The organism is Protofrankia sp. Cas4 (assembly GCF_963555915.1).
Lineage (GTDB): Bacteria > Actinomycetota > Actinomycetes > Frankiales > Frankiaceae > Protofrankia.
This window is the reverse complement of record NZ_CAUVXL010000111.1, coordinates 1-20,561: the sequence shown is the minus strand read 5'-3', so window position 1 is coordinate 20,561 and position 20,561 is coordinate 1. Positions and strand designations below refer to the sequence as shown.

16 protein-coding genes are annotated in these 20,561 nt (G+C 69.9%); 7 read left to right on the top strand and 9 right to left on the bottom strand.

The features are described 5' to 3' along the window. From U9979_RS10335 to U9979_RS10325, 3 genes are all read left to right on the top strand, one after another. On the top strand, positions 1-356 hold a 356-nt coding region (locus U9979_RS10335; protein WP_322779198.1), incomplete at its 5' end, for a glycoside hydrolase family 15 protein. A 173-nt stretch (positions 357-529) separates the two neighbouring features. Then, complete coding sequence (locus tag U9979_RS10330) at positions 530-1,813, top strand: L-2-hydroxyglutarate oxidase (RefSeq protein WP_322750015.1); 1,284 nt, start codon at positions 530-532, stop codon at positions 1,811-1,813. 210 nt (positions 1,814-2,023) lie between these two features. After that, entirely contained in the window at positions 2,024-4,537 is a 2,514-nt protein-coding gene (locus U9979_RS10325; protein ID WP_322750016.1) for a G8 domain-containing protein, read from the top strand. 30 nt (positions 4,538-4,567) lie between these two features. Here U9979_RS10325 and U9979_RS10320 read toward each other — a convergent pair whose 3' ends face one another. Further along, entirely contained in the window at positions 4,568-5,476 is a 909-nt protein-coding gene (locus U9979_RS10320; protein ID WP_322779197.1) for a 2-dehydropantoate 2-reductase, read from the bottom strand. A 134-nt stretch (positions 5,477-5,610) separates the two neighbouring features. Here U9979_RS10320 and U9979_RS10315 point away from each other — a divergent pair, with 134 nt between their 5' ends. Next, positions 5,611-7,614, top strand: a complete 2,004-nt coding sequence (locus tag U9979_RS10315) for a hypothetical protein (RefSeq protein WP_322779196.1) — start codon at positions 5,611-5,613, stop codon at positions 7,612-7,614. Between the two features lie 122 nt (positions 7,615-7,736). Continuing rightward, complete coding sequence (locus U9979_RS10310; RefSeq protein ID WP_322750019.1) at positions 7,737-8,378, top strand: response regulator transcription factor; 642 nt, start codon at positions 7,737-7,739, stop codon at positions 8,376-8,378. Between the two features lie 118 nt (positions 8,379-8,496). Here U9979_RS10310 and U9979_RS10305 read toward each other — a convergent pair whose 3' ends face one another. The 3 genes from U9979_RS10305 to pyk all read right to left on the bottom strand — a co-directional run bounded on the left by U9979_RS10305 (position 8,497) and on the right by pyk (position 13,199). Next, a complete protein-coding gene (locus U9979_RS10305; protein WP_322750020.1) occupies positions 8,497-9,324 on the bottom strand; it encodes a hypothetical protein in 828 nt (275 codons plus the stop codon). A 40-nt stretch (positions 9,325-9,364) separates the two neighbouring features. Further along, entirely contained in the window at positions 9,365-10,219 is an 855-nt protein-coding gene (locus U9979_RS10300; RefSeq protein ID WP_322779195.1) for a hypothetical protein, read from the bottom strand. 1,564 nt (positions 10,220-11,783) lie between these two features. Beyond that, complete coding sequence (pyk, locus tag U9979_RS10295) at positions 11,784-13,199, bottom strand: pyruvate kinase (protein ID WP_322779194.1); 1,416 nt, start codon at positions 13,197-13,199, stop codon at positions 11,784-11,786. A gap of 289 nt (positions 13,200-13,488) precedes the next feature. Here pyk and U9979_RS10290 point away from each other — a divergent pair, with 289 nt between their 5' ends. Further along, a complete protein-coding gene (locus tag U9979_RS10290) occupies positions 13,489-13,635 on the top strand; it encodes a hypothetical protein (protein WP_322750023.1) in 147 nt (48 codons plus the stop codon). Between the two features lie 157 nt (positions 13,636-13,792). Here U9979_RS10290 and U9979_RS10285 read toward each other — a convergent pair whose 3' ends face one another. The 3 genes from U9979_RS10285 to U9979_RS10275 form a co-directional block, all read right to left on the bottom strand. After that, on the bottom strand, positions 13,793-15,730 hold the full coding sequence (locus U9979_RS10285; protein WP_322779193.1) for an ABC transporter ATP-binding protein: 1,938 nt from the start codon (positions 15,728-15,730) through the stop codon (positions 13,793-13,795). Positions 15,731-15,814: 84 nt separating this feature from the next. Further along, the gene (locus tag U9979_RS10280) at positions 15,815-16,651 is read right to left on the bottom strand and encodes an enoyl-CoA hydratase/isomerase family protein (RefSeq protein ID WP_322779192.1); all 837 of its coding nucleotides are present in this window, start codon (positions 16,649-16,651) and stop codon (positions 15,815-15,817) included. 2 nt (positions 16,652-16,653) lie between these two features. Then, the gene (locus U9979_RS10275; RefSeq protein WP_131766260.1) at positions 16,654-16,872 is read right to left on the bottom strand and encodes a helix-turn-helix domain-containing protein; all 219 of its coding nucleotides are present in this window, start codon (positions 16,870-16,872) and stop codon (positions 16,654-16,656) included. A 524-nt stretch (positions 16,873-17,396) separates the two neighbouring features. Between U9979_RS10275 and U9979_RS10270 the strand changes: the two genes are divergently transcribed. Further along, positions 17,397-18,722: a hypothetical protein gene (locus tag U9979_RS10270; RefSeq protein WP_322779191.1), complete on the top strand. Its 1,326-nt coding sequence runs from the start codon at positions 17,397-17,399 to the stop codon at positions 18,720-18,722. A gap of 39 nt (positions 18,723-18,761) precedes the next feature. On the opposite strand, the gene U9979_RS10265 is transcribed toward U9979_RS10270, so the two are convergent. Together U9979_RS10265 and U9979_RS10260 are read right to left on the bottom strand one after the other, a co-directional pair. Further along, positions 18,762-19,694, bottom strand: a complete 933-nt coding sequence (locus U9979_RS10265; RefSeq protein WP_322749202.1) for a cation diffusion facilitator family transporter — start codon at positions 19,692-19,694, stop codon at positions 18,762-18,764. Positions 19,695-19,815: 121 nt separating this feature from the next. After that, on the bottom strand, positions 19,816-20,561 hold a 746-nt coding region (locus U9979_RS10260; protein WP_322779190.1), incomplete at its 5' end, for an ATP-binding cassette domain-containing protein.

The following is a 20,561-nucleotide window of genomic DNA, read 5'->3' as shown; positions in this document are numbered from 1 at the left end:
TGCAGGACGGCTTCGTACTGCGCTACCCGACCGCCGAGGACGGTGCCGTGGACGGGCTGCCCGCTGGTGAGGGCGCCTTCCTGGCCTGCACCTTCTGGCTCGCCGACAACTACGCGCTGTCGGGGCGGGTGCGCGAGGCCCAGGAGCTGTTCGAACGGCTACTGGCCCTGCGTAACGACGTGGGGCTGCTGGCGGAAGAGTACGACCCGCGGCTGGGGCGCATGGTCGGCAACTTCCCGCAGGCGTTCAGTCATGTGCCGCTGGTCAACACCGCGCGGACGCTGACCGATGCGCTCCGGGGCATGCCGCGCTCCCGAACCGACCGGGCCTACCCACCCGGCCACTTCTTCGGGTAGGAGGTCCGTCGGGTAGGAGGTCCGTCGGGTCGAGGGCTGTTCGGGTAGGAGGCCGCTACCCAACGGCGTTCGAGGGGATCCACGCAGGGACGGGACCGACCGCCCGCCCACGTCCCCCGATACTGGGGGCAGGCCACACCAATGGTGGCAAACAACCAGAGGGGGCAGGACACGTGGCGGGTCGGGTCGCGGTCATCGGCGGTGGGATCGTGGGCTTGGCGGTGGCCCGACGGATCGGACAGATCGATCCGGGCGCCACCGTCACGGTCTTCGAGAAGGAACACGACGTCGCCCGGCATCAGACCGGGCACAACAGCGGGGTGGTCCACGCCGGGCTCTACTACCAGCCCGGCTCGCTGAAGGCGACACTGTGCCGACGCGGTGTCGCGCTACTCAAGGAGTACTGCGCCGCCCACCGCATCCGCTACGACGAGTGCGGGAAGATCGTCGTAGCGGTTGACACCAGCGAGCTGGGCAGGCTCGCCGACATCGCCGACCGCGCCCACGCCAACGGCGTCCCGGACACGACCATGCTGGACCCGGCCGGCCTGCGCCGCTACGAACCGCATGCCCGTGGGGTGGCCGCACTGTACTCCCCCACGACCGCGATCGTGGACTACCCGGCCGTGGCCCGAGCGCTGCGGGACGACATCCTGGACGCGGGCGGGTCGGTCCGTACAGGTGCCGAGGTCGTGTCGGTCGAGGAACGCGGCGACGGCGTTCGGCTGGGTCTGCGGATCCGGGGAACGGCCCGGGTGACCCCCAACGGCAGCCGCGCGACCACGTTGAAGGCCGGTGGCACGGTCACGGAGGTGACCGAGACGGCTGGGCCGTTCGACCTTCTCATCGCCTGCGCGGGGCTGCAGTCCGACCAGGTCGCGGCGTTCACCGGGGAAGATCCCTCACCGCAGATCATCCCATTTCGTGGCGACTACTGGCTGCTACGGCCGGAGCGTCGGGGGCTGGTGCGAGGACTGATCTATCCGGTACCGGACCCGCGGTACCCGTTTCTCGGCATCCATCTGACCAAACGGGTGGACGGCGAGATCCTGGTCGGCCCGAACGCGGTTCTGGCGACTGCCAGGGAAGGATACACGGCCCTGACCGTCGCGGGATCGGACCTGCGCGCGACGCTTGCCTGGCCTGGCTTCCACAAGATGGCCCGCACGCACTGGAAGACCGGAGCACGTGAGATCCTGCGGACGGCCAGCCGGCGCGCGTTCGTCGCGCAGGCCCGCCGGTACGTCCCGCAGCTACAGGCCGCTGACGTCGTGCGGGGGCCGGCCGGCGTACGCGCGCAGGCGGTCGCCCGGGACGGCAGCCTGGTGGACGACTTCGTGTTGTCGATCCGTGGACGGATTGTGCACGTCCGCAACGCGCCATCACCGGGCGCAACCGCGTCTTTGGCCATCGCCGAGCACATCGTCAGTAAGGTCGTCGCGGAACCGGCCGCGTGAACGCGGAGCCACGCAGGCGTGACGCCGCAACCACGACCTGACCCTAAAACGGCGCCTATGAGCCATTGGTCTATCATGACATTCCTGGTCACGTTACGTGATCGGGGGGGCAGCCAGGACGTCGACCGGTTACCGAATGTAAAGTGGTGATGGAGCCAGATGTTCCCTGTTCGTGGCAGACGCCGACGATTGCACCGGCGCCGAACGACGATGGCGGCCGGCATCGCCGTCGTCGGCCTATTGTCCACGCTCGCGGCCTGTCAGGACCCGACGACCCCGACAACCCCGATCGGCAGCCGCAGCCCGGAGGCCACCGGCGCGCCCGCGACACCGGCCCCGGGCGTCCCGACAACGCCCGTGCCGCCGGCTCAACCCGGGGTCACCGCGCCCGACTTCGCCACGTTCGCGAAGTGGAGCAATCCCGCGACGTGGGGCGGCAAGGTCCCCGCCGCGGGTGACGTCGTCACCGTCGCGGCCGGCAAACAGATACTCGTCGATGTCGACCTGCCCAAGCTGGGGGGCTTGGTGGTCAGCGGCGACCTCGCGTTCGCGGACCGGCCGACGACCCTGCGCACGGCCTACGTCATGGTGCACGGGCGGTTCTGGATGGGTAGCGAGAAGGCCCCGCTCACCAGCGCCATCAGGCTCATCCTCGACGGCCGCTCGACCGACAACACCATGGGTATGGGCGCGAACGTCCTGGGCTCGATGGGTGGCCGTATCGAGATCCACGGTCGGGATTCCGGGCAGACCTGGACAAAGCTGTCCCAGACGGCCAACGCCGGCGCCACGACCCTCGCGCTCATCGACCCCGTGTCGTGGCGTGCCGGTGATCTCATCGTCGTCGCATCCTCCGACCTCGACGTGAACCACAAGGAACGCGTCACGGTTTCCGGGGTTTCAGCGGACGGCAGGACGGTCACGATCAGCAAGCCGCTGATCCACAAGCACGCGTCGATCGTCACCACGCAGACCTCCGGCGGGCAGACCCGCTCGGTCGAGGAGCGGGCCGAAGTCGGCCTGCTGTCGCACAACATCGTGATCACCGGCCCCGATGACGCGGCGACGACGAAGTTCGGCGGCCACGTCATGATCATGTCCGGTGGCGCGCTGCGCATGTCGAACACCGAACTCATCCACATGGGTCAGCTCGGGGTGCTGGCCCGCTACCCGATCCACTGGCACTGGGCCGGCGATCAGAGCGCGTCGCTGGTGGACAGCATCAGCATCATCGACAGCTTCAACCGCATGGTCACCATCCACCGGACCAACAACGTGCATGTCAACGGGGTGGTGGCCGACGAGACCTACGGTGCCGGTTTCTTCCTCGAAGACCGCGTCGAGGAGGGCAACGTCCTCAGCAACAACCTGGTGATGGGCGTCCGGCAGGTCCCGGCGGGTAGCAAACCGCTACGCGCGTCCGACCAGATCCCGTCGGAATTCTGGATCACCGATCCGAACAACACGCTGAGCGGCAACTCCGCCGCCGGTGGTGACGGCGTGGGCATCTGGTACGACTTCGACATGAACGCGGTCGACGCCGGAAACGCCAGCGACGACGCGATCCACGACGCGGTCGACAAGCCGTTCGGTCTCAATCAGAACAGCACCGCCCACTCACACACCATCCACCCCTCCGATTTCCCGGCGGAGGGCGTGCCAGGTTCGGGAATCAGCGTGGAAGCCTACAACGGCGACTATGCCAAGCGTGGCACCATGATCAATCCGAACGTGTGGAAAAACGAGGGCTTCGGTCTGTGGATCGACGGCGCGCTCACGACCAACAATCCCACCGCCGCGAACAACAGCATTGCCCTCAACTGCCAGGACACCGCCGTCAACAACGGTCTGCTCATCGGCAACAACACCGCCAACAGCGGCAGTGAAACCGGGCACATCCAGGCACTGATCCGCTTCTACCACGGCCAGTGCGACACGAACGGAACATGGCTCGCCAACTTCAAGCAGGGCGCCGGATCGGATCCCGGGCTTGCGGCCATCAGCGACATCGGCGCAAGCACGTGGGACGCCACCAACCGGGTGAAGAGCCTGAAGTTCTTCGGTGACGGCTACCGCACCCTGTTCGCCAGCAACAGCCCGTACTTCGAAGCCGCGGAGGCCGGTCACGCACACTGGTTCGCCGACCTCGACGGCTCGGTCAAGGGTGACGGCGTGCCGGCAATCATCGACAACAACTCCGCTCTGCTGCGGGCGCCGACAGACAAGACCATCTACAGCCGGGTCGGTCTGGACTACTTCCAGGGCGCGGACTTCGGTACCTGGAGCCCGCTCAACCGCGGCTTCATGCGCCTGCGCTTCGGCCTGGTCGAAGATCACTGGACGTGGAAGCGCGCCGACGGCGTCACCGCCTACAGCGGCACCGTCGGGGTGGTCGAAGGCCAGCGGTACCAGCTGGCTCCTCCGTCCGGCGGAGCGCTCAGCTCGCTCGACTTCGACATCCACGGCACCGATCCCGGCTTTGTCGACCTGGTCATCCCCTGGTCGGGCACGTCCGCGCCCAAGGCCAGCTTCAAGTTCTGGGGGCAGGACGTTGCGGTGAAGATGGCCTCGAGCGTCGCCGGCATCGGCCAGGACGGTCAGTACTTCGTCTCCGGTGGAAACCTCTATCTGCGTATCCAGGTCGGCGGGACGGGCGTGGCCTTCGGCAACGGCGGCGACCTGCGCAGTCTGGCCAACGCGGACCAGTACTGGACCATCGGGTAGCTCCAGGAGGCAGCCCGCCGGTCGCGCGCGTCATGAATCCGTGCGCGCGACCGGCAACGGCGACGCGGCGTCGCTGATCGCGGCCAGCAGGGGAAGAATGTGCGCACACACCGCGGTGGGGACACCGTGCTCGGCGCCGATCCGAACCACCGCGCCGATCAGGGCCTCATGTTCCAGGGGACGGCCCGCCAACCGGTCGTAGAGCATCGACGTACCCGACCCGGCGGGCTGATTGCGCAGCCGGTCGATGGTCACCTCCGCCAGGTCGGCGGGAACGGCCGCACCGTCGGCGTGGGCGACGGCGACCGCTTCGCGCATGATGCTCACCGCGAGCCGGCCCACATCCGCTCGACGCAACACCTCCAGGCGCCGGCCGGTCAGCGCGGTCAGCGAGTTCGCCGCGGTGTTGGCGGTCAGTTTCGTCCAGGCTGTGACGGCGAAGTCGTCCACCGGTCGCAGCAGCCCGGCACCGGGCAGGACCTCGGCGAAACGGTCGGCGAGAGCACCCGCCGGAACGTGCAGGAACCCGTAATTGTGGTGTTCGACCACGCCGGGCGCGACCGGCTCGGCGTTGATGTAGACGACCGTGGGGAGCACCCGGTCCGCGGGGACCACCGCCGCGACCCGCTCGGCGTGGCGGACGCCGTTCTGGGCCACCACGACGATGGTGTCCGGACCGACCAGATGCCTCAACCACGCGAGCGCCGCCGCATTCTGATGGACCTTCGTCGCCAGCAGCACCCAGTCGACCGGGTCGGCCTGCTCGGGTCTGGTCCAGACTGGCAGTTCGGCGCGGAACACCCCGTCCGGGCCCCGGACCACCAGCTCGTCGAACCGTCGACGCGCGCAGAGCTGCACGTCGGCCCCTGCGACCGCCGCTCGGGCGGCGAAGAACCCGCCGACCGCACCCACGCCGACGACAGCCAGCCGTCCCGCCATCAGTGCAGTGTTGCAGCGCGCCCGAGCCCGACGCGAGCGAACCGGTTGGGCCGGTGGCGTCATACACCGACGTTTCCATCTGCTGAAATAGCAGGCGTTGTCGATGCACCTGACCGGCCGAGGACGGCGTGACCATGCCACCTGACGCACCGCCGCCTGATCGCAAGGGCTTCGCCGTTGCCTCACACGGCGTGGTCATGGCCCGTGCGGCCGTCCTGTTCCGTGTCCTGATCGGCGTGCTGAGCCTCGCGCAGGTCGCGATCTGGTGGTCGTGGACCTGGGCACACCCGTGGACGCTCGCCGGTCCGCTCGCGGCCGCCGGCTGGACTGTGATCGTCGCGGTCCTCCTCGCCCGCAACGGCCTCGACCCACGCATCAGCTCCCTTGAGCTCGCGTTCGCCGGACCGCTGGCCTGCTTCGGCGCGCTGCTGGTCCCACCCGCGACCGTCGGAGACGCCTCCAACTGGGTCTACGTCACCGTGGGCGGGGTCACCGTGACGGCGGCGTGGTGCCTGCCGGTGCGGGCCGCCGTGCCAGCCGTCGCGAGCGTCGCGGCAGCCTACTGGGCCGGTGCGGCCATGGTGGGGCCGTCGGGTCCGGCCCCCGGCGTGCCGGTGCGCTCCGTGGTGCTGCTCGCGGTCATCACGACAGTCTGGGCGCTTGCCGTGCGCACCTGCCGCGCTCACGCAGCCGACGCCGACATCGACCTCGTCGCGGCGGTACGCCGGTACCGGATCGCCACGATCACCCAATCCCGGACGCAGGACCGCCGGGAACAGGAACGCATCGTTCACGACACGCTCGTCAACACCCTCACCGGAATCGCGATGAACGGCGCGCAACCCCTTGATCCGGTCACGCCTACGCCTACGCCTACGCCAACGGCGACGGCGCCGGTACCCACGGCCGATATCCGCAACCGCTGCGCGGATGACCTCGCCGTCCTGGAGACATTCCTCGCCCGGGGGGCATCCCGGGACGGCACGCCGGCAGCGGCAGCGGCGGCGCGGGCGGCGCTGGCCCACGACAGCGGCCGGCTCATCCGCACCGGCCACGAGACCGGGCTGGCCCGCGGCGTCGCCGTCTTCATCGTCTGCTGGCACGCGGCGATGGCGCTGCCCGCCGTCACCATGGCGCAGACCTACCGCTGGCCGCTGGTCTCGCTGGTGGTGTGGCTCGGGCTGGCCGCTCTTGCCGTCCGCACCGTCCCCGCCATGATCAGGCGAGGTCTGCGGGGACGGGAGTCCGCCGGCCTGCTGGGCGCTGCGGCGCTCGCGGAGCTTCTGGTCGGCCTGACCTGCCGTGGGTACAACGTGGTCGGTTTCGCCAACTGGGCGCTGCTCGGCGCCGGTTGGCTACTGGTTGCGACGGCGGTGAGCCGTCCGACCCGCGAGGCCCTCCTCGGCGCCACCACGGTGACGGTTCTGGCCACCGTGCTCGCCCTGCGCGAGGTCGGCCCGGTGCCGCTTGCATTGGCGCGGCTGGTCGCGGTGACCTGGGGTCTGTGGGTGCCGGCGCTGGCGGTCACGGTGATCCGCCGCGCCATGGCCGCAGCCGGCCCGACCGTTGCGCGGACCGTGGCGACCGAGGCCGACCGCAGCGCGCTGGAGGTCGCCGCCGCAGCGGTCCGGGCCGACCGCGCCCGCCGGTGGGACATACTCGCGACCCGCACGCTGCCGCTGGTACGGGCGATCGCCGACGGCCTGCTCGACCCGGCCGACGAGGCCGTGCGCAGCCGCTGTGCCGCCCAGGCTGCGACGCTGCGCCGGATGCTGGCCGGAACGACCGCCACGGACCTCGAACATGTGATCGCCTCCGCCGAGCGCCGAGGCCTGCGGGTCGAGACGCAGCTGGCCGGAGACCTGCGTGACGTTCCAGCGCAGGCGCGCAGCGCGATTGCCCGAATAGTCGACGAGTCCCTCGCATCGGTCGCCACAGGTCGAGTTCTGCTCACCGTGCTCGGCGGGACCGACGAGGCACAGGTGTTCGTGTCCTTCCCCGCTCCCGTACAGGCCGTACAGGCCATTCCGATCATCGACCCGGGCTGTCATCTTGACGGCAATCAGGACGGCCACCTTGACGCGCTCGCGGACATGGTGGACGGCCGCGGTTCCCTGGAGCTGCGATGGAGCCGATGAGGACACCCGCCGCCCGACCACGACCGATCACTGATCCACTCAGAAGGGACGCACATGCTTGAGAGGGTGAAGTGGTGGGCGCTGCCGGGCCCGGTGGCCCGTGCCCTTACGCCGCAGGTCGGATGATCACTGTCGCGGCCGTCGATGATCACCCCATCGTCCTGCACGGACTCGAGGGGTTACTCGCGGCGACGCCCGACTGCAGACTCGTGGCCAAAGCCGCCAGCATGGCGGAGCTCCTCGCGGGCCCGGGACGCCACGCCGACGTCGTCCTGCTCGATCTCGACCTCGGCGATGGCAGCACCGCGCCGGACAACATCCGATGTCTGGCCGACACCGGCCCCGCCGTGGTCGTCTTCAGCGCGACGGCCGCACCGACCGCGGTCCGCGAAGCCATCCGCGCCGGGGCCTACGGCTTCGTACCCAAGACCGAGACCGTCGACGACCTGGCGACGGCCATCCGGGCTGCGGCGGCCGGCTGCGGCTGGGTGTCGCCCCAGCTCGCCTTCGTCCTGTTGACCGACGACGCGCCCGATCGCCCGACGCTGTCCGCACAGGAACGCGAGGCGCTGCGGCTGTATGCGGGCGGAATGCCCATGAAGTTGGTCAGCAAACGCATGAACGTGGGCACCGAGACCGCCAAGCAGTACATCGAACGGGTCAGGATGAAATACCGCAAGGTCGGCCGGGACGCGACAACCAAGATCGACCTGTACCGCCGGGCGGTGGAAGACGGCTATCTGCAGCCCGACCACGCCGGATGACGCTAGGCGGCGTCCCCACCCTGCCCCCCGCTTCAGGGTGGAAACGCGCCGATCGGAGTCGCTCGGCGACCATCACACAGCCTGGCCCCGACCGCAGGTGGTGTCATGACCCCACAGCTCAGGACGCAGGACCCCCAAATGGGGGACGGGCACGGCGCGTTCCGAACCGGGCGAACAGCGAGCCACCGACGACAGCACAGCCGCCGAGGAGCGTGACCCACAGACCCGGCCCGATGTCGACCGAGATACCCAGGGCGATCCCATCGGGTCGGGAGCCACGCAGGAGCTGGAGCATGTCGACGATCGCCATCAGAACGATCATCGTGCCGGCGACCGCGGAGATGATCCATTCCCAGCCGGTCCGGGCACGGCCGATCAGCACCGCGCCCAGGACGGCGGACAGGACACCGAGCACCAGCGTCGTCCCGCCGTACTGGTCGGCGTCGGTGCCCCTGACCGGAATCGACGCCAACCCGAAGGCGCTGACGGTCGCCCATGTCATGACCGCACCGACGGCGCTGAGGACCCCGGCTGCGAGCACCAGCAGCCCGCCGACCGTCCGGCTCAACCCCGGCCGGGGGCTCGCGGCCATCCTCGTGGCGCCGCCGGCTTCCTGCAGGTGAATCGCGAGCGGCGCGCCCCACAGGTGACGTTCCCGGCCGCCAGCCACCTCGTCCACGGCATCTGTACCGGCGGGGCCCTGCGGGCCGCCGGCGGGGCCTTGCGGGCCGGCAGGGCCCTGCGGTGGCGTGGCGCCGTCGTACGACCGGGCCCAACGCGGATCAGCCGTGCGGGCCATTGCCGCGCGCCGCTCCGCTCGCCACTGCTGGTCGGGTCCGACGTCCGCACCGGTCGGTCGCGATCGGGGGCCGGCATCGGTCGTGCCCCCGCCGGCCGAGCGCTCGGCCGGCGGGGGCACCCATGGACTGCGATCCTGGTCGGACACGCCATCCTCCCCGTACGGTTACCTGCCTACCTTGGGCCTATCACGGGGCCGGGTGCCCGCGCCGCAACCGCACGCTCCCGGCAAGCGCGACCAGACCGGCGACCAGGGTCAGGACGAGTCCGGACTCGGGAACCACGCTTATCTGATCGGCTGAAAGGCCGCGGAAGGACGACAACGACGGCGGTCCCGCGACGATGTCCATCGTGGACAGCACCGTGACCCCGGCCGCGAGCACCCGCACGACCAGCCCATCCGCCGCTCCCGTTGGGCGCCCGAGCACGCGCGCGAAACCGATCACCATCAGCAGCGCACCGGCAACCATTGTCACACGACCGTCGCCAACCGTCAGGCCCGAAAACGTGCGAGTCTCCGCCCCGCTGCTCAGGATGCTCCACGGCAACACCGCGCCAGCCCCGGCAGCCACACCAGCGGCGCAGACGACGAGACCGGCAAGCCGCCCGGCCCCTGCGGGTTGGGGCTGCGCGGACCGCCCCGCACCGGCGCCGCCACGCTCGAGGTCGGGGACATGTTCGGCAACCGCGCCTTCGAGCGGGGCATCCTGCGCCACGCTCTGCGCCACGCTCTGCGGGGCGACGGGCCGCTGGGTAACGCCACGTTCGCGAGCGTGAACCTGCCCGGATATCCCTCCCGGTGCCTGGGATCCCATGTCAGGCAGGTGGCCGGCCCGTGGGTCGAGGCTCGATTCCGGTTCGGCTGTCGCCCACTCCCGTGCACCGGCTGGCCCGGCAGCGGCGTGTTTGGGGTTCCCGGGTGTGCGAAAAGAACCATGAGGGCGCCCTTGTCGGCCGCCGCCGGGATCGGCCGGCTCGTCGGTACGCCCGTGGTACCCGAACTCCGGCTCGGCGTTCGGGTACGCCGGCCGAGAACCGATCACGCCCCGCGGAGCTTCGCTCGGATCGACAGCCGGGACGGATGGGATAGCTGGGGCGGATGGAATAGATGGGATAGCTGGGGCAGGCGCAGCGTCGAAGTCCCGATGCGCAGGGAAGGGGTACTGCGGCTCGCGCCCCCGGGTCTGGCGCGGCGTGTCCAGCGGGTCCGGCGCGGCCACGGGTGGCCACGGCATGCCTGGTGGCGGCTGTGGTTGCCGATACCGGGGACGCTCACCCGGACCCCCGTGCGGTCCCACCGCCGGCGATCGCGCCGGTACGGGCCCGTGCGGCCGGGACTGGGGTTGGCTCGGCGGCACAGACGGCTGTGCTCCGGCCTGCCGCTGCGGTCCGGCCTGCGGGTGGGGCGCGGCCTGCGGGTGGGGCGCGGGCATCCGGGACGGCGGTTTGGCGGGCTCAGATCCCGCCTCCGGCGCCGGTGACCGTGCCTGCTGCGGGGAGATCCGCACAGCGGGACGTTCCGGGGAACGAGGTTGCGCCGCCGCGGGCGACCCGCCACCGGAGGGTTTGGCCGGCCCGGGCGCCGCGCCATCCAATCGACGATCACCTGATACATGATCATCCTGCCTACGATCAACCGCCCGGCGCCCGATCGGTTCCGGGGGTTGGGGCCGCCGATGTTCAGCCTGGCGAGTGTCGACCTGCGGCGGTACCGCGCGCGGCGCTACCGGCGCTACCGGCGCTACCGGCGCGGGTCCAGGTGTCGGACCCGGCGCCGCCGGTCGCACGGGCGCCGGAGTGGTGTTCGGACGGCTGCCCGTGCCGCTTGCGCCCTTCGCGCCGTCAGCATCGGCACGGTCAGGTTCAGGCTGGGAGGTCTGGCCGATCTCCGACCCAGGCCGGGATGGCCCACCGGCACGTTGACCGGTTGACGCCGCCGTCGCACTGGTCGTCGCCTGAGGCGGTTGGGACGCAACCTGGCGCCGGGCCGGCGGCGCCTGGCCGCCGGCGGCGGGACGCGCGTGGGGCGACCCGACCGCACCCCGCGTAGCCGACGACCCAGCGGCACCCGATGAAGCCGGGCTCCCCGGAGACGAGCGATGTGCCCCGGACTGTCCACGCGGGTCTGGCGCGCCTGCCCGGCGAGGCCCGGGCGTCTCGCTCGACTGGGCCGGCTCATCCGCGGGACGCACCGATGGACTCTGCGGGCGCATCGCCCGGGACGGGGTCTGCGCCGGCGACGCCCCGGCCTCCCCGCCGGCATCGTCGTCCCGGTCTGTTTCGCGAGGCCGCCGTGCCGGCTGTTCGGTCATTGCACACGCTCCCGGGTCAGCTGGGCCGGGTCGGGGTCCGGCGAGTGGCCCAGGGACATAGTGGTCGACGCCGGAAACTGCCCGCAAACTGCCACAGCCCCGATCCGGCTGTGCCATGCGTTCGCCTGGCCAGCGCGTGCGCCCTGACCAGCCAGTGTGCCTGGACGGAACGGACAGAGCGCAGGTGTCCGCCCGACCCCGGGCCCCCCATCATCGTGCCGCAGACACTACGGGCTGGTCCGCACATCCGCGGATCGCGGCCAACCCCAGAGCACTGCGGCGCCGACCACTATGGCTAGACTTCCTCCCCGATACGGTGCACCCGGATGGTGTTGGTCATCCCGGCCACACCCGGCGGTGTCCCCGCGACGACGACAACCAGCTCACCGGGCCGACAACGCTCCAGCTGCACCAGTGCGTTGTCGACCTGCCGGACCATCTCGTCGGTGCTGTGCGCGAACGGGACCAGGAAGGTCTCGACGCCCCACAGCAGCGCCAGCTGGCTGCGGACGGCCGGCACCGGCGTGAAGGCCAACAGCGGGATGGGGCTGCGGTACCGCGCGAGACGGCGCGCTGTGTCCCCGCTCTGGGTGAACGCGACGAGGTAGCGGGCACCCATGGCTCCGCCGACGTTCGCGGCGGCCTCGGCCAGCGCCCCGCCGACCGTGCGTGGGCGGGTCCGCAGCGGCGGAATCCGGGAAAGATCAACCTCGACCGTCTCGATGATCCGTGCCATCGTGGAGACCGCCTCGATGGGGTAGTCACCGACGCTGGTCTCCGCCGACAGCATGATCGCATCGGCACCGTCGAGGACGGCATTGGCGCAGTCGCTGGCCTCGGCACGGGTGGGCCGGGGGGCGTGGACCATCGACTCCAGCACCTGGGTGGCCACGATCACCGGCTTCGCACGCTCGCGCGCCCATGACACGGCGCGTTTCTGGACCAGCGGCACGACCTGCAACGGCATTTCCACGCCGAGGTCACCACGGGCGATCATCAGGCCGTCGAACGCTTCGACGATCTCCTCGAGCTGGTCGACTGCCTGCGGCTTCTCAATCTTGGCGAGGACGGGGAGGCGCACGCCGACCTCGTCCATCACCGCTCGAACCTTTTCGATGTCGGCGGCCGACCGGACAAACGACAGAGCGATCATGTCGGCAGGCAGACCGAGCCCGAAGCGGAGGTCCTCGGTGTCCTTGTCGGTCAACGCGGGCACCCCGAGGGCTGCGCCCGGGATGTTCATCCCCTTGTGATCGCTGACCGGACCACCGATGGAGACCGTGGTGTGGACGTCGGTGCCGACCACGTCGGTGACGTCAAGCACCAGCCGGCCGTCGTCGACGAGGATGCGGTCACCCTTGGTGACGTCGGCGGTCAGCCCTGAGAACGTCGTTCCAACCCGATGCTGATCACCGACGACGTCATCAGTGGTAATCGTGAACTGTTGGCCGGGCAGCAGGGTGACCTGCCCGGACCCGAACTTCCCTAGCCTGATCTTCGGCCCCTGAAGATCGACAAGGATGCCGACACTGCGTCCGGCAGCGTCAGCAGCGGCGCGGATGCGCAGGTAGGTCTCGGCATGTTGGTCGTGGGAGCCATGGGAGAGGTTGAGACGGGCGATGTCCATACCGGCTTCGACCAACGCCCGGATCATGTCGGGTGAGCTGGTGGCAGGACCAAGTGTACACACAATTTTCGCGCGACGAGACACGGGATAAGCCTAGGAAATGATGCCGGGGGCTTGGACACCGCCCCCACTATCGACTGAACGACACCCGGAACCTTTTACGTCTACAGGAAATAGGACCCAGCCGCGCCACAAGCTGCGGTACGTGGTGCGACGGCGTACGGTCGACGTGTCCGCACCGCTGCGCAGCGCGTGGATACCGAACCGGACCAGGGCGTCGGCAAGGGAGCCGAGCGATCCCTACGAAGAGCTCTCCAATGGGTGCACAGGCCGGCAGGTCCAGGTAACTTCCCAGGTCACGGTGGGCAGACAGATGAGCGAAAACCCGGCGATCCACCGCCATCCATCCGGCGATGTGGACATCGCCCTCCCGCATGACGACCCCGACGCGACCGCGGTGAACGGTGACGACAGCTCGGATGAGCCGCTTCCCGACAGCGGAAGGGGACGCCCGGCGTAGGCACGCCGGCGAGCCGCGCGTCGACCACGTGACGCCGTTGGTCCCGGGGCAACGGCCCGGACAACACCTGCGAAATGACCCGGATGGTCCGCGGGTGAAATCAGGCACACATGTGTGAAAACACCGCCCGACGTGACCGACGCTGCCCGGGCGCGGTTCAGCCGACGGCCGCGGTTTCCTGTTCGCCGCGATTGCCGGCGGTCAGATCCTCGACCGCCGGCGCTGGAGCCTGGCCTTCGAACTGAGTGCGGTACAGCTCCGCGTACAGGCCGCCGCTGGCCAGCAGCTGGGAGTGCCGCCCGCTCTCGACTACCCGTCCACCGTCGATCACTAGAATCCGGTCGGCGTCGCGAACCGTGGACAGGCGATGCGCGATCACCAGTGATGTCCGACCGGCCAGAGCGGTGGCCAGCGCCCGCTGGACCGCCGCCTCGGACTCGCTGTCAAGGTGGGCGGTGGCCTCGTCGAGAACGACGATCGAGGGCTCCTTGAGCAGCAGCCGCGCGATCGCCAGCCGCTGCTTCTCACCGCCGGAGAGCCGGTAGCCACGGTCCCCGACGACCGTGTCGAGGCCGTCGGGCAACGCCCGCACAACGGATGCGATCATGGCCGCATCCATCGCCGACCACATCTGCTCCTCGCTCGCCTCCGGACGGGCGTAGACGAGATTCGCCCGGATCGTGTCGTGGAACAGATGCGCATCCTGTGTGACAACGCCCACGGCATCGCGCAATGAGCGAAGAGTGACGTCGCGGACGTCATGGCCGCCGACCCGGACCGTCCCGGTACGTGCGTCGTACATCCGGGGCACCAGTTGACTGATCGTCGTCTTGCCTGCGCCGGACGGCCCCACCAGGGCCACCAGCTCACCGGGTGCGATGCGGAACGAGATGTGATGCAGGACGGGTTCAGGTACCCGCCGGTCGAGGATGGCCACCGACTCCAGCGACGCAAGCGACACCTCGTCCGCGGCCGGGTAGCCGAACCCGACGTCGTCGAACTCGACCGTCGCCGACCCGCGGGGCAGGTCGACCGCGTCCGGCCGGTCGGCGATGGCCGGGCTCAGGTCGAGCACCTCGAACACCCGCTCGAAGGAGACCAGCGCGGTCATCACGTCGACGTTGACGTTCGACAACTGGGTCAACGGCCCGTAGAGGCGGGACAGGTACGACGTCAGCGCGACGACTGTGCCGACCGCGAGGACACCCTCGGCCGCGAACCGGCCACCGACTCCGTAGACGATGGCGGTCGCCAGTGACCCGACCATCGTCAACGAGACGAAGAAGATCCGGCCGTACATCGCCTGGGTCACACCGATGTCACGGACCCGGGAGGCCTTGGCGGCAAAGCTGTGGTTCTCCGTCGACGGCCGGCCGTAGAGCTTGACCAGCAGTGCCCCCGACACGTTGAACCGTTCGGTCATCGTCGTGTGCATCTCGGCGTTGAGCCCGTAGCCCTCCCGGGTGAGCGCGGCGAGTTTCGGACCGAGCAACCGCGCCGGGATGACGAACACCGGCAGCAGGACCAGCGACACGATGGTGATCTGCCACGACAACGCGATCATCGCCGCAAGGACGAAACCGACGGACACGACGTTCGACAGGACGGCGGACAGCGTCCCGGTGAACGCCGACTGCGCGCCCAGGACGTCGCTGTTCAGCCGCGAGATCAGGGCACCGGTCTGGGCGCGGGTGAAGAAGGCGAGCGGCTGACGTTGGACGTGGTCGAAGACCCGGGCCCGCATGTCGAAGATGAGACCTTCGCCGATGCGAACCGAGAACCAGCGTTGCGCCAGCGCCAGCAGCGCGTCGACGATGGCGATCGCACCGACCAGCGCCGCGAGCGCCTCCACGACGCCCACCCGCCCGGGAATGATTCCGTCATCGATGATCGATTTGAAGATGAGTGGTGTGGTGGCGCCCAGCGCGGCGTCGATGACGATCAGCACAAGGAAGCCGGCCAGCATCCGGCGGTACGGGCGTGCGAACCCCACGATCCGGCGCAGAGTGCCCGGCCGCAGTTTCTGGTGCGCGATCGAACGGTCACGCTGGAAGGCCCGTGCGCTGATGGGCGGCCCGCCGTCCGCGATTCTCATCAGTCCACCTTGGTGTCGATGTCATTACAACTACAACACTGTAAGCAGCCTGCGGCTACGGATCATTCCCGCGCCGGCGGCCCGTCATCCCGGCGGCACTGCCTCAGCTGACGTGCGGAGCTGGGTATCGCGTTCGGCACGCAGCTGGACATCCCGTTCGGCACGGCGCTGGTCTGGTCGGGAGCGCTCGCGGCTGTGCAGCAGCAAGGCCTTGACCTCGACGGCCAGGCCCCGGGGCGGGGCAAGCAGCGCGGCGGCGAGATCCTCCACCGCATCCGCCAGATCGACGGGGGCCGCGACCCGGTCCGCGAGTCCCAACATGTACGCCTGCGTGCCGGATACCGCCCGTCCGGTCACGCAGAGGTCCAGCGCCCGGCCATAGCCGACCAGATCGACCAACGTGTCCGATACCCCGAGCGCCGGAACGCGACCGTGCCGGATCCCGTCCATGGCCAGGTACGCGTCCGCACAGAAGACCCGCAGGTCGCAGGCGAGTGCCAGGCGCAGAGCGCCCACCGCCCACCCGCTGACGACAGCGATGCTGAACAGGTCGGGCCGGGACAACCAGTCGAGCGCGCACTGGCGGTCGCCAACGACGCCAGGGCTGGCAGGGCTGGCAGGGCAGTCACCGGCCATGCCAGGGCAGTCACCGGCCATGCCGGGTCGGTCCCGGCCGCCGGCAGCGGTCGGGTCGACCCGGACATGATCAAACGGTGGCAAACCGCCGATGATCCGAAGAAGCACAAGCCGAATGCTTCCGGGCAGACATCTCCCGATATCGGCCAGCACTCCCACGGCGGGCACGGCGCGCGCGCAGGCGGCGCCGCGATCCTGACGATCGACGGTGACGGTCGCCCGCGAACCCTCGATCGTCAGGGTCAGACCGGCCGCCGCCAGATCGGCGGCGGCCGGTTGCAACATGATCAGACGCTCTTCTTCTTACTGCCGCGGGTTGCGCCGCCCCGGCCTCTCAGAGTTGTTCCGGACTCCGAGAGGATCCGGTGAACGAACCCGTACGAACGACCCGACGACTCAGCGAGGAGGCGGATGCTCTGACCCGCCTCATACTTCTTCCGAAGCTCTGATGCAAGCTTGTCGCGCTCCGCGCCGGTGATCCGGGTTCCTTTCCTAAGCTCGGCCAATGTGGCCCCCTCCGTGATAGATGATCTGCGAACCGATCTTCACTCAGTCGCGGTGAACGCGCCACTCGAAGCGCATGTGATCCATCACACTGTCCTCTTCACGCGCCCGACCAACCCCCCGACTGCGCTCGGCTTTTCCCTTCTTCCCATCACCGGACCACCAACGCCCGACCACGGGACCGATGGCTGTTTCGCCCACCGCAGCAGGAGAATCGGCACATCCACCAACGTCAGCGAAGGCCAGTGTCCCTAATCGCCCCTGTCTGGTCCGACAGTGACTTCGGCGCGTCGCGACGACCATCGCCGAATCCGCGCCGGTGAACATCGTGCACCACCCGAACCCGGCACCGTCGACCTGGCTACGGTGCACATGTGGGCATCGCGGCGGGCATGCAGCCATGAGAGCGCCTTTGCGGCCCGCCGTTCGATCGGGGAGCTCCGATCCGCGGGGATGTCGCAGCCGTCTGCCACGACTACCGTTCACCGGCGCAGACCCGACCGAGTTCGGCGAAATCGCAATCTGGATGGGGGCGCTGATTGCCTGTCTGGGCCTGACCGCGCTCCTGCGCGCCGGCGGAGGCGAAGCCGAACCGCTGCCGACGCTGCTCGCCGGCATACCGTTCACGGCGGACCGGCGCCCGCACATTTCGCCGACGTCCCTTCTCGCCCCGGCAGTCCTGGCCGTGGTCATCGTCGCCGCATGGCGAGACGTTCACATCCGGCTGCGGTGGGGCACGCTGCTCATCACCGCCTACGTGGCGTCGTTGGCATGGACGCTCGCGTTGGCTTCCGTGCACGGCCTGAGCGGCCTTGCCGGACCACTGGGCAACGGGCCGGGCTACCTGTCGGATGTGGCCGCCGCGGACGCCGACCCGGTGGGCTTCCTGCGGAGCTACACCCACCAGGGGGCCCACCAGGGGGCCCACCAGGGGGCCGCTTCCGGCAGCGGCACCCGGGCACATCCCCCCGGGCTGGTGCTGGTGCTGTGGGCGCTGACACGGCTGGGCATCAGGGCCCCGAGCGCGCTGGGAGTCGTGCTGACGGTCGTGGGCGCGGCCACCGTCCCGCTCGCCGCGATCGCGGTCCGGTCGTTGTGCCACGACCGGGCCGCCCGCCGCTTTGTGCCGGTGCTGGTGCTGGCCCCGTGGGCGGTGTGGATACCGGCGGCGGACGCAGTGACCGCGACCCTGGCCGCCGCCTTCGTCACGCTCGGGGTGATCGGATCCGAACCGGGTAGACACCTGCGGTGGGCAGCGGGATGCGGCCTGGGAATCGGCGTGGCGACGCTCTGCGGCTACGCGGTGCCGTGGCTGGGAATCACGGTAGTGGCCACGTACTTCGTCCGGCGGCGACCACTGCTCAACGTGATCACCGGCGGCTGCGTCCTGCTGCCGCTGTCCGTGGCCGCGTTCCTGGGGTTTTCCTGGCCGGACGGGCTGGCGGTCGCGCACGACCAGGTCGTCCACGCCACCACGCACATCCCCGGTAGCACCGCGGGTGTCCCGGCGTGGGTCGCCCGCGTCCCCCCCGGTCTCGCGGTCGTCCTGGCCGCCTGCGGACCGACGATCATTCGGGCAGCACGGCGGGTCCGGCTCACACCCGGCTGGCCCTTTCTGGTCGGCGCCGTCCCCGCGATCGGCTTCGGGATGGTGACCGGTCTGACCGGCGCCCATCCCGAGCGGTCCTGGCTGCCGTTCTACTGCTGGCTGCTGGTACCCGCGCTGGCACCGAGCCCACGCCCGCAGGGCCCGGGCGACATGACCCAGGCGGGCACCCTTCCGCTGGGCCTGACCACTGTCGGGGCCCTCAGCGCGATTGTCGCCCGGGCCTTCCTGCCCGGGACCCTGTGACTCACCGGCAACGCGCCTGCCGGCCTCCTGGTCAGCCGGTCAGCCGGTCAGCCGGTCAGCCGGTTGGTGGACGATGTCCGGCTCCAGGTAGACCCTGCACGCGATCGGCACAGCCGCCCGCAGCGCCGCCTCGGCGCCGTCGATCGCGCGCGCGACAGCGGGCAGGGTCAGCTCGACATCCATACTGATCTTGGCTGCCACGAGGAGTTCATCCGGGCCGAGGTGCAGCGTGCGCAGATGAATGACCCGCGTGACATGCGGCGACCCCGCGAGAGCGCTACGGATGGTGGCGACCATCGCCGGAGTGGCCGCCTCCCCTACCAACATCGCCTGGGTCTCGACCGCCACGACCACTGCCACGGTCAGCAGCAGGATGCCGATCGCCAGCGTGCCCGCCCCGTCCCAGATCGGGTCGCCGGTTGCCAGCGTGAGACCCACGCCAGCAAGGGCGAACACGAGGCCCACCAGCGCGGCAAGGTCCTCCAGAAGCACCACGGGCAGTTCCGGGGCACGGGCGGCGTGGACGAACCCCCACCATGAGGCGTCACCCTTGAGCGGGCGGGCTTCGGCGATCGCGGTGCGCAGGGAGAACCCCTCCAGGACCGTCGCCACGAGCAGGACGACGATCGCCACCGCAGCGCTGTCGAGCTCGTGTGGGTGGCGCAGCTTCGCCACGCCCTCGTGGACCGAGAACAGGCCACCGATGCTGAACAGCACGATCGCGACGAGGAAGCCGGCGATGTAGCGCGAGCGCCCGTAACCGAACGGGTGTTCCTCATCGGCCGGACGGGTGGCGCGCCGCTGACCGAGCAGGAGCAGGACCTGGTTGCCCGAATCCGCGACCGAGTGGATGGACTCGGCCAGCATCGACGACGACTGAGTGATGACAAACGCGACGAACTTCGCCACCGCGATCCCCAGATTGGCCGCCAGCGCGGCCAGAACCGCCTTCGTGCCACCTTCCGCGCTCACACGACCATCCTTGCTCAACGCTCCTGCTCGCTCCTGCTACGACGCCCCTGCTCGCTCCTGCTCGACGCCCCTGGACAGCTACAACTGGTGTGGCCGACGGCAGCGGGTTGCGGTTACCCGGTCAGGCGAGAGTGATCAACTCGGCGAGGTCCGCGGACCAGGAGTCCTCGACGCCGTCGGGCAGCATGAGCACCTTGTCCGGGGCCAGCGCCTCGACCGCGCCCGGGTCGTGGGTGACAAGCACCACCGCCCCTCGAAACGTGGCGAGGGCCGCGAGGACCTCGCCACGCGACGCCGGGTCGAGGTTGTTGGTGGGCTCGTCCAGCAGCAACACGTTCGCGGCGCTGCACACGAGCCCGGCCAGTGCCAGCCTGGTTTTCTCCCCGCCCGAGAGCGTGCCCGCCGGCTGGGCGACGGTGTCTCCGCTGAACAGGAAGGCACCCAGGATGCGGCGCAGCTCCACATCGGAGGTGCCCGGCGCGGTGGCGCGCATGTTGTCCAACACCGACTGGTCGGTGTCCAGCGTCTCGTGCTCCTGGGCGTAGTACCCCAGCCGCAGCCCGTGACCATGGTGGACCTCGCCGGTGTCCGGGGACTCGACGCCCGCGAGCATCCGCAACATGGTCGTCTTGCCGGCACCGTTGAGGCCGAGAATCACGACCCGCGCGCCGCGGTCGATGGCCAGGTCGACGCCGGCGAAGACCTCCAGGGATCCGTAGGACTTCGACAGGCCGGTGGCGGTCAGCGGGGTCCGGCCGCACGGCGCCGGATCGGGGAACCGGAGCTTGGCGACCCGGTCGGCGACCCGTACGTCGGCGAGACCCGCGGCGAGCCGGTCGGCCCGGCGGTCCATCTGGTGGGCCGCAC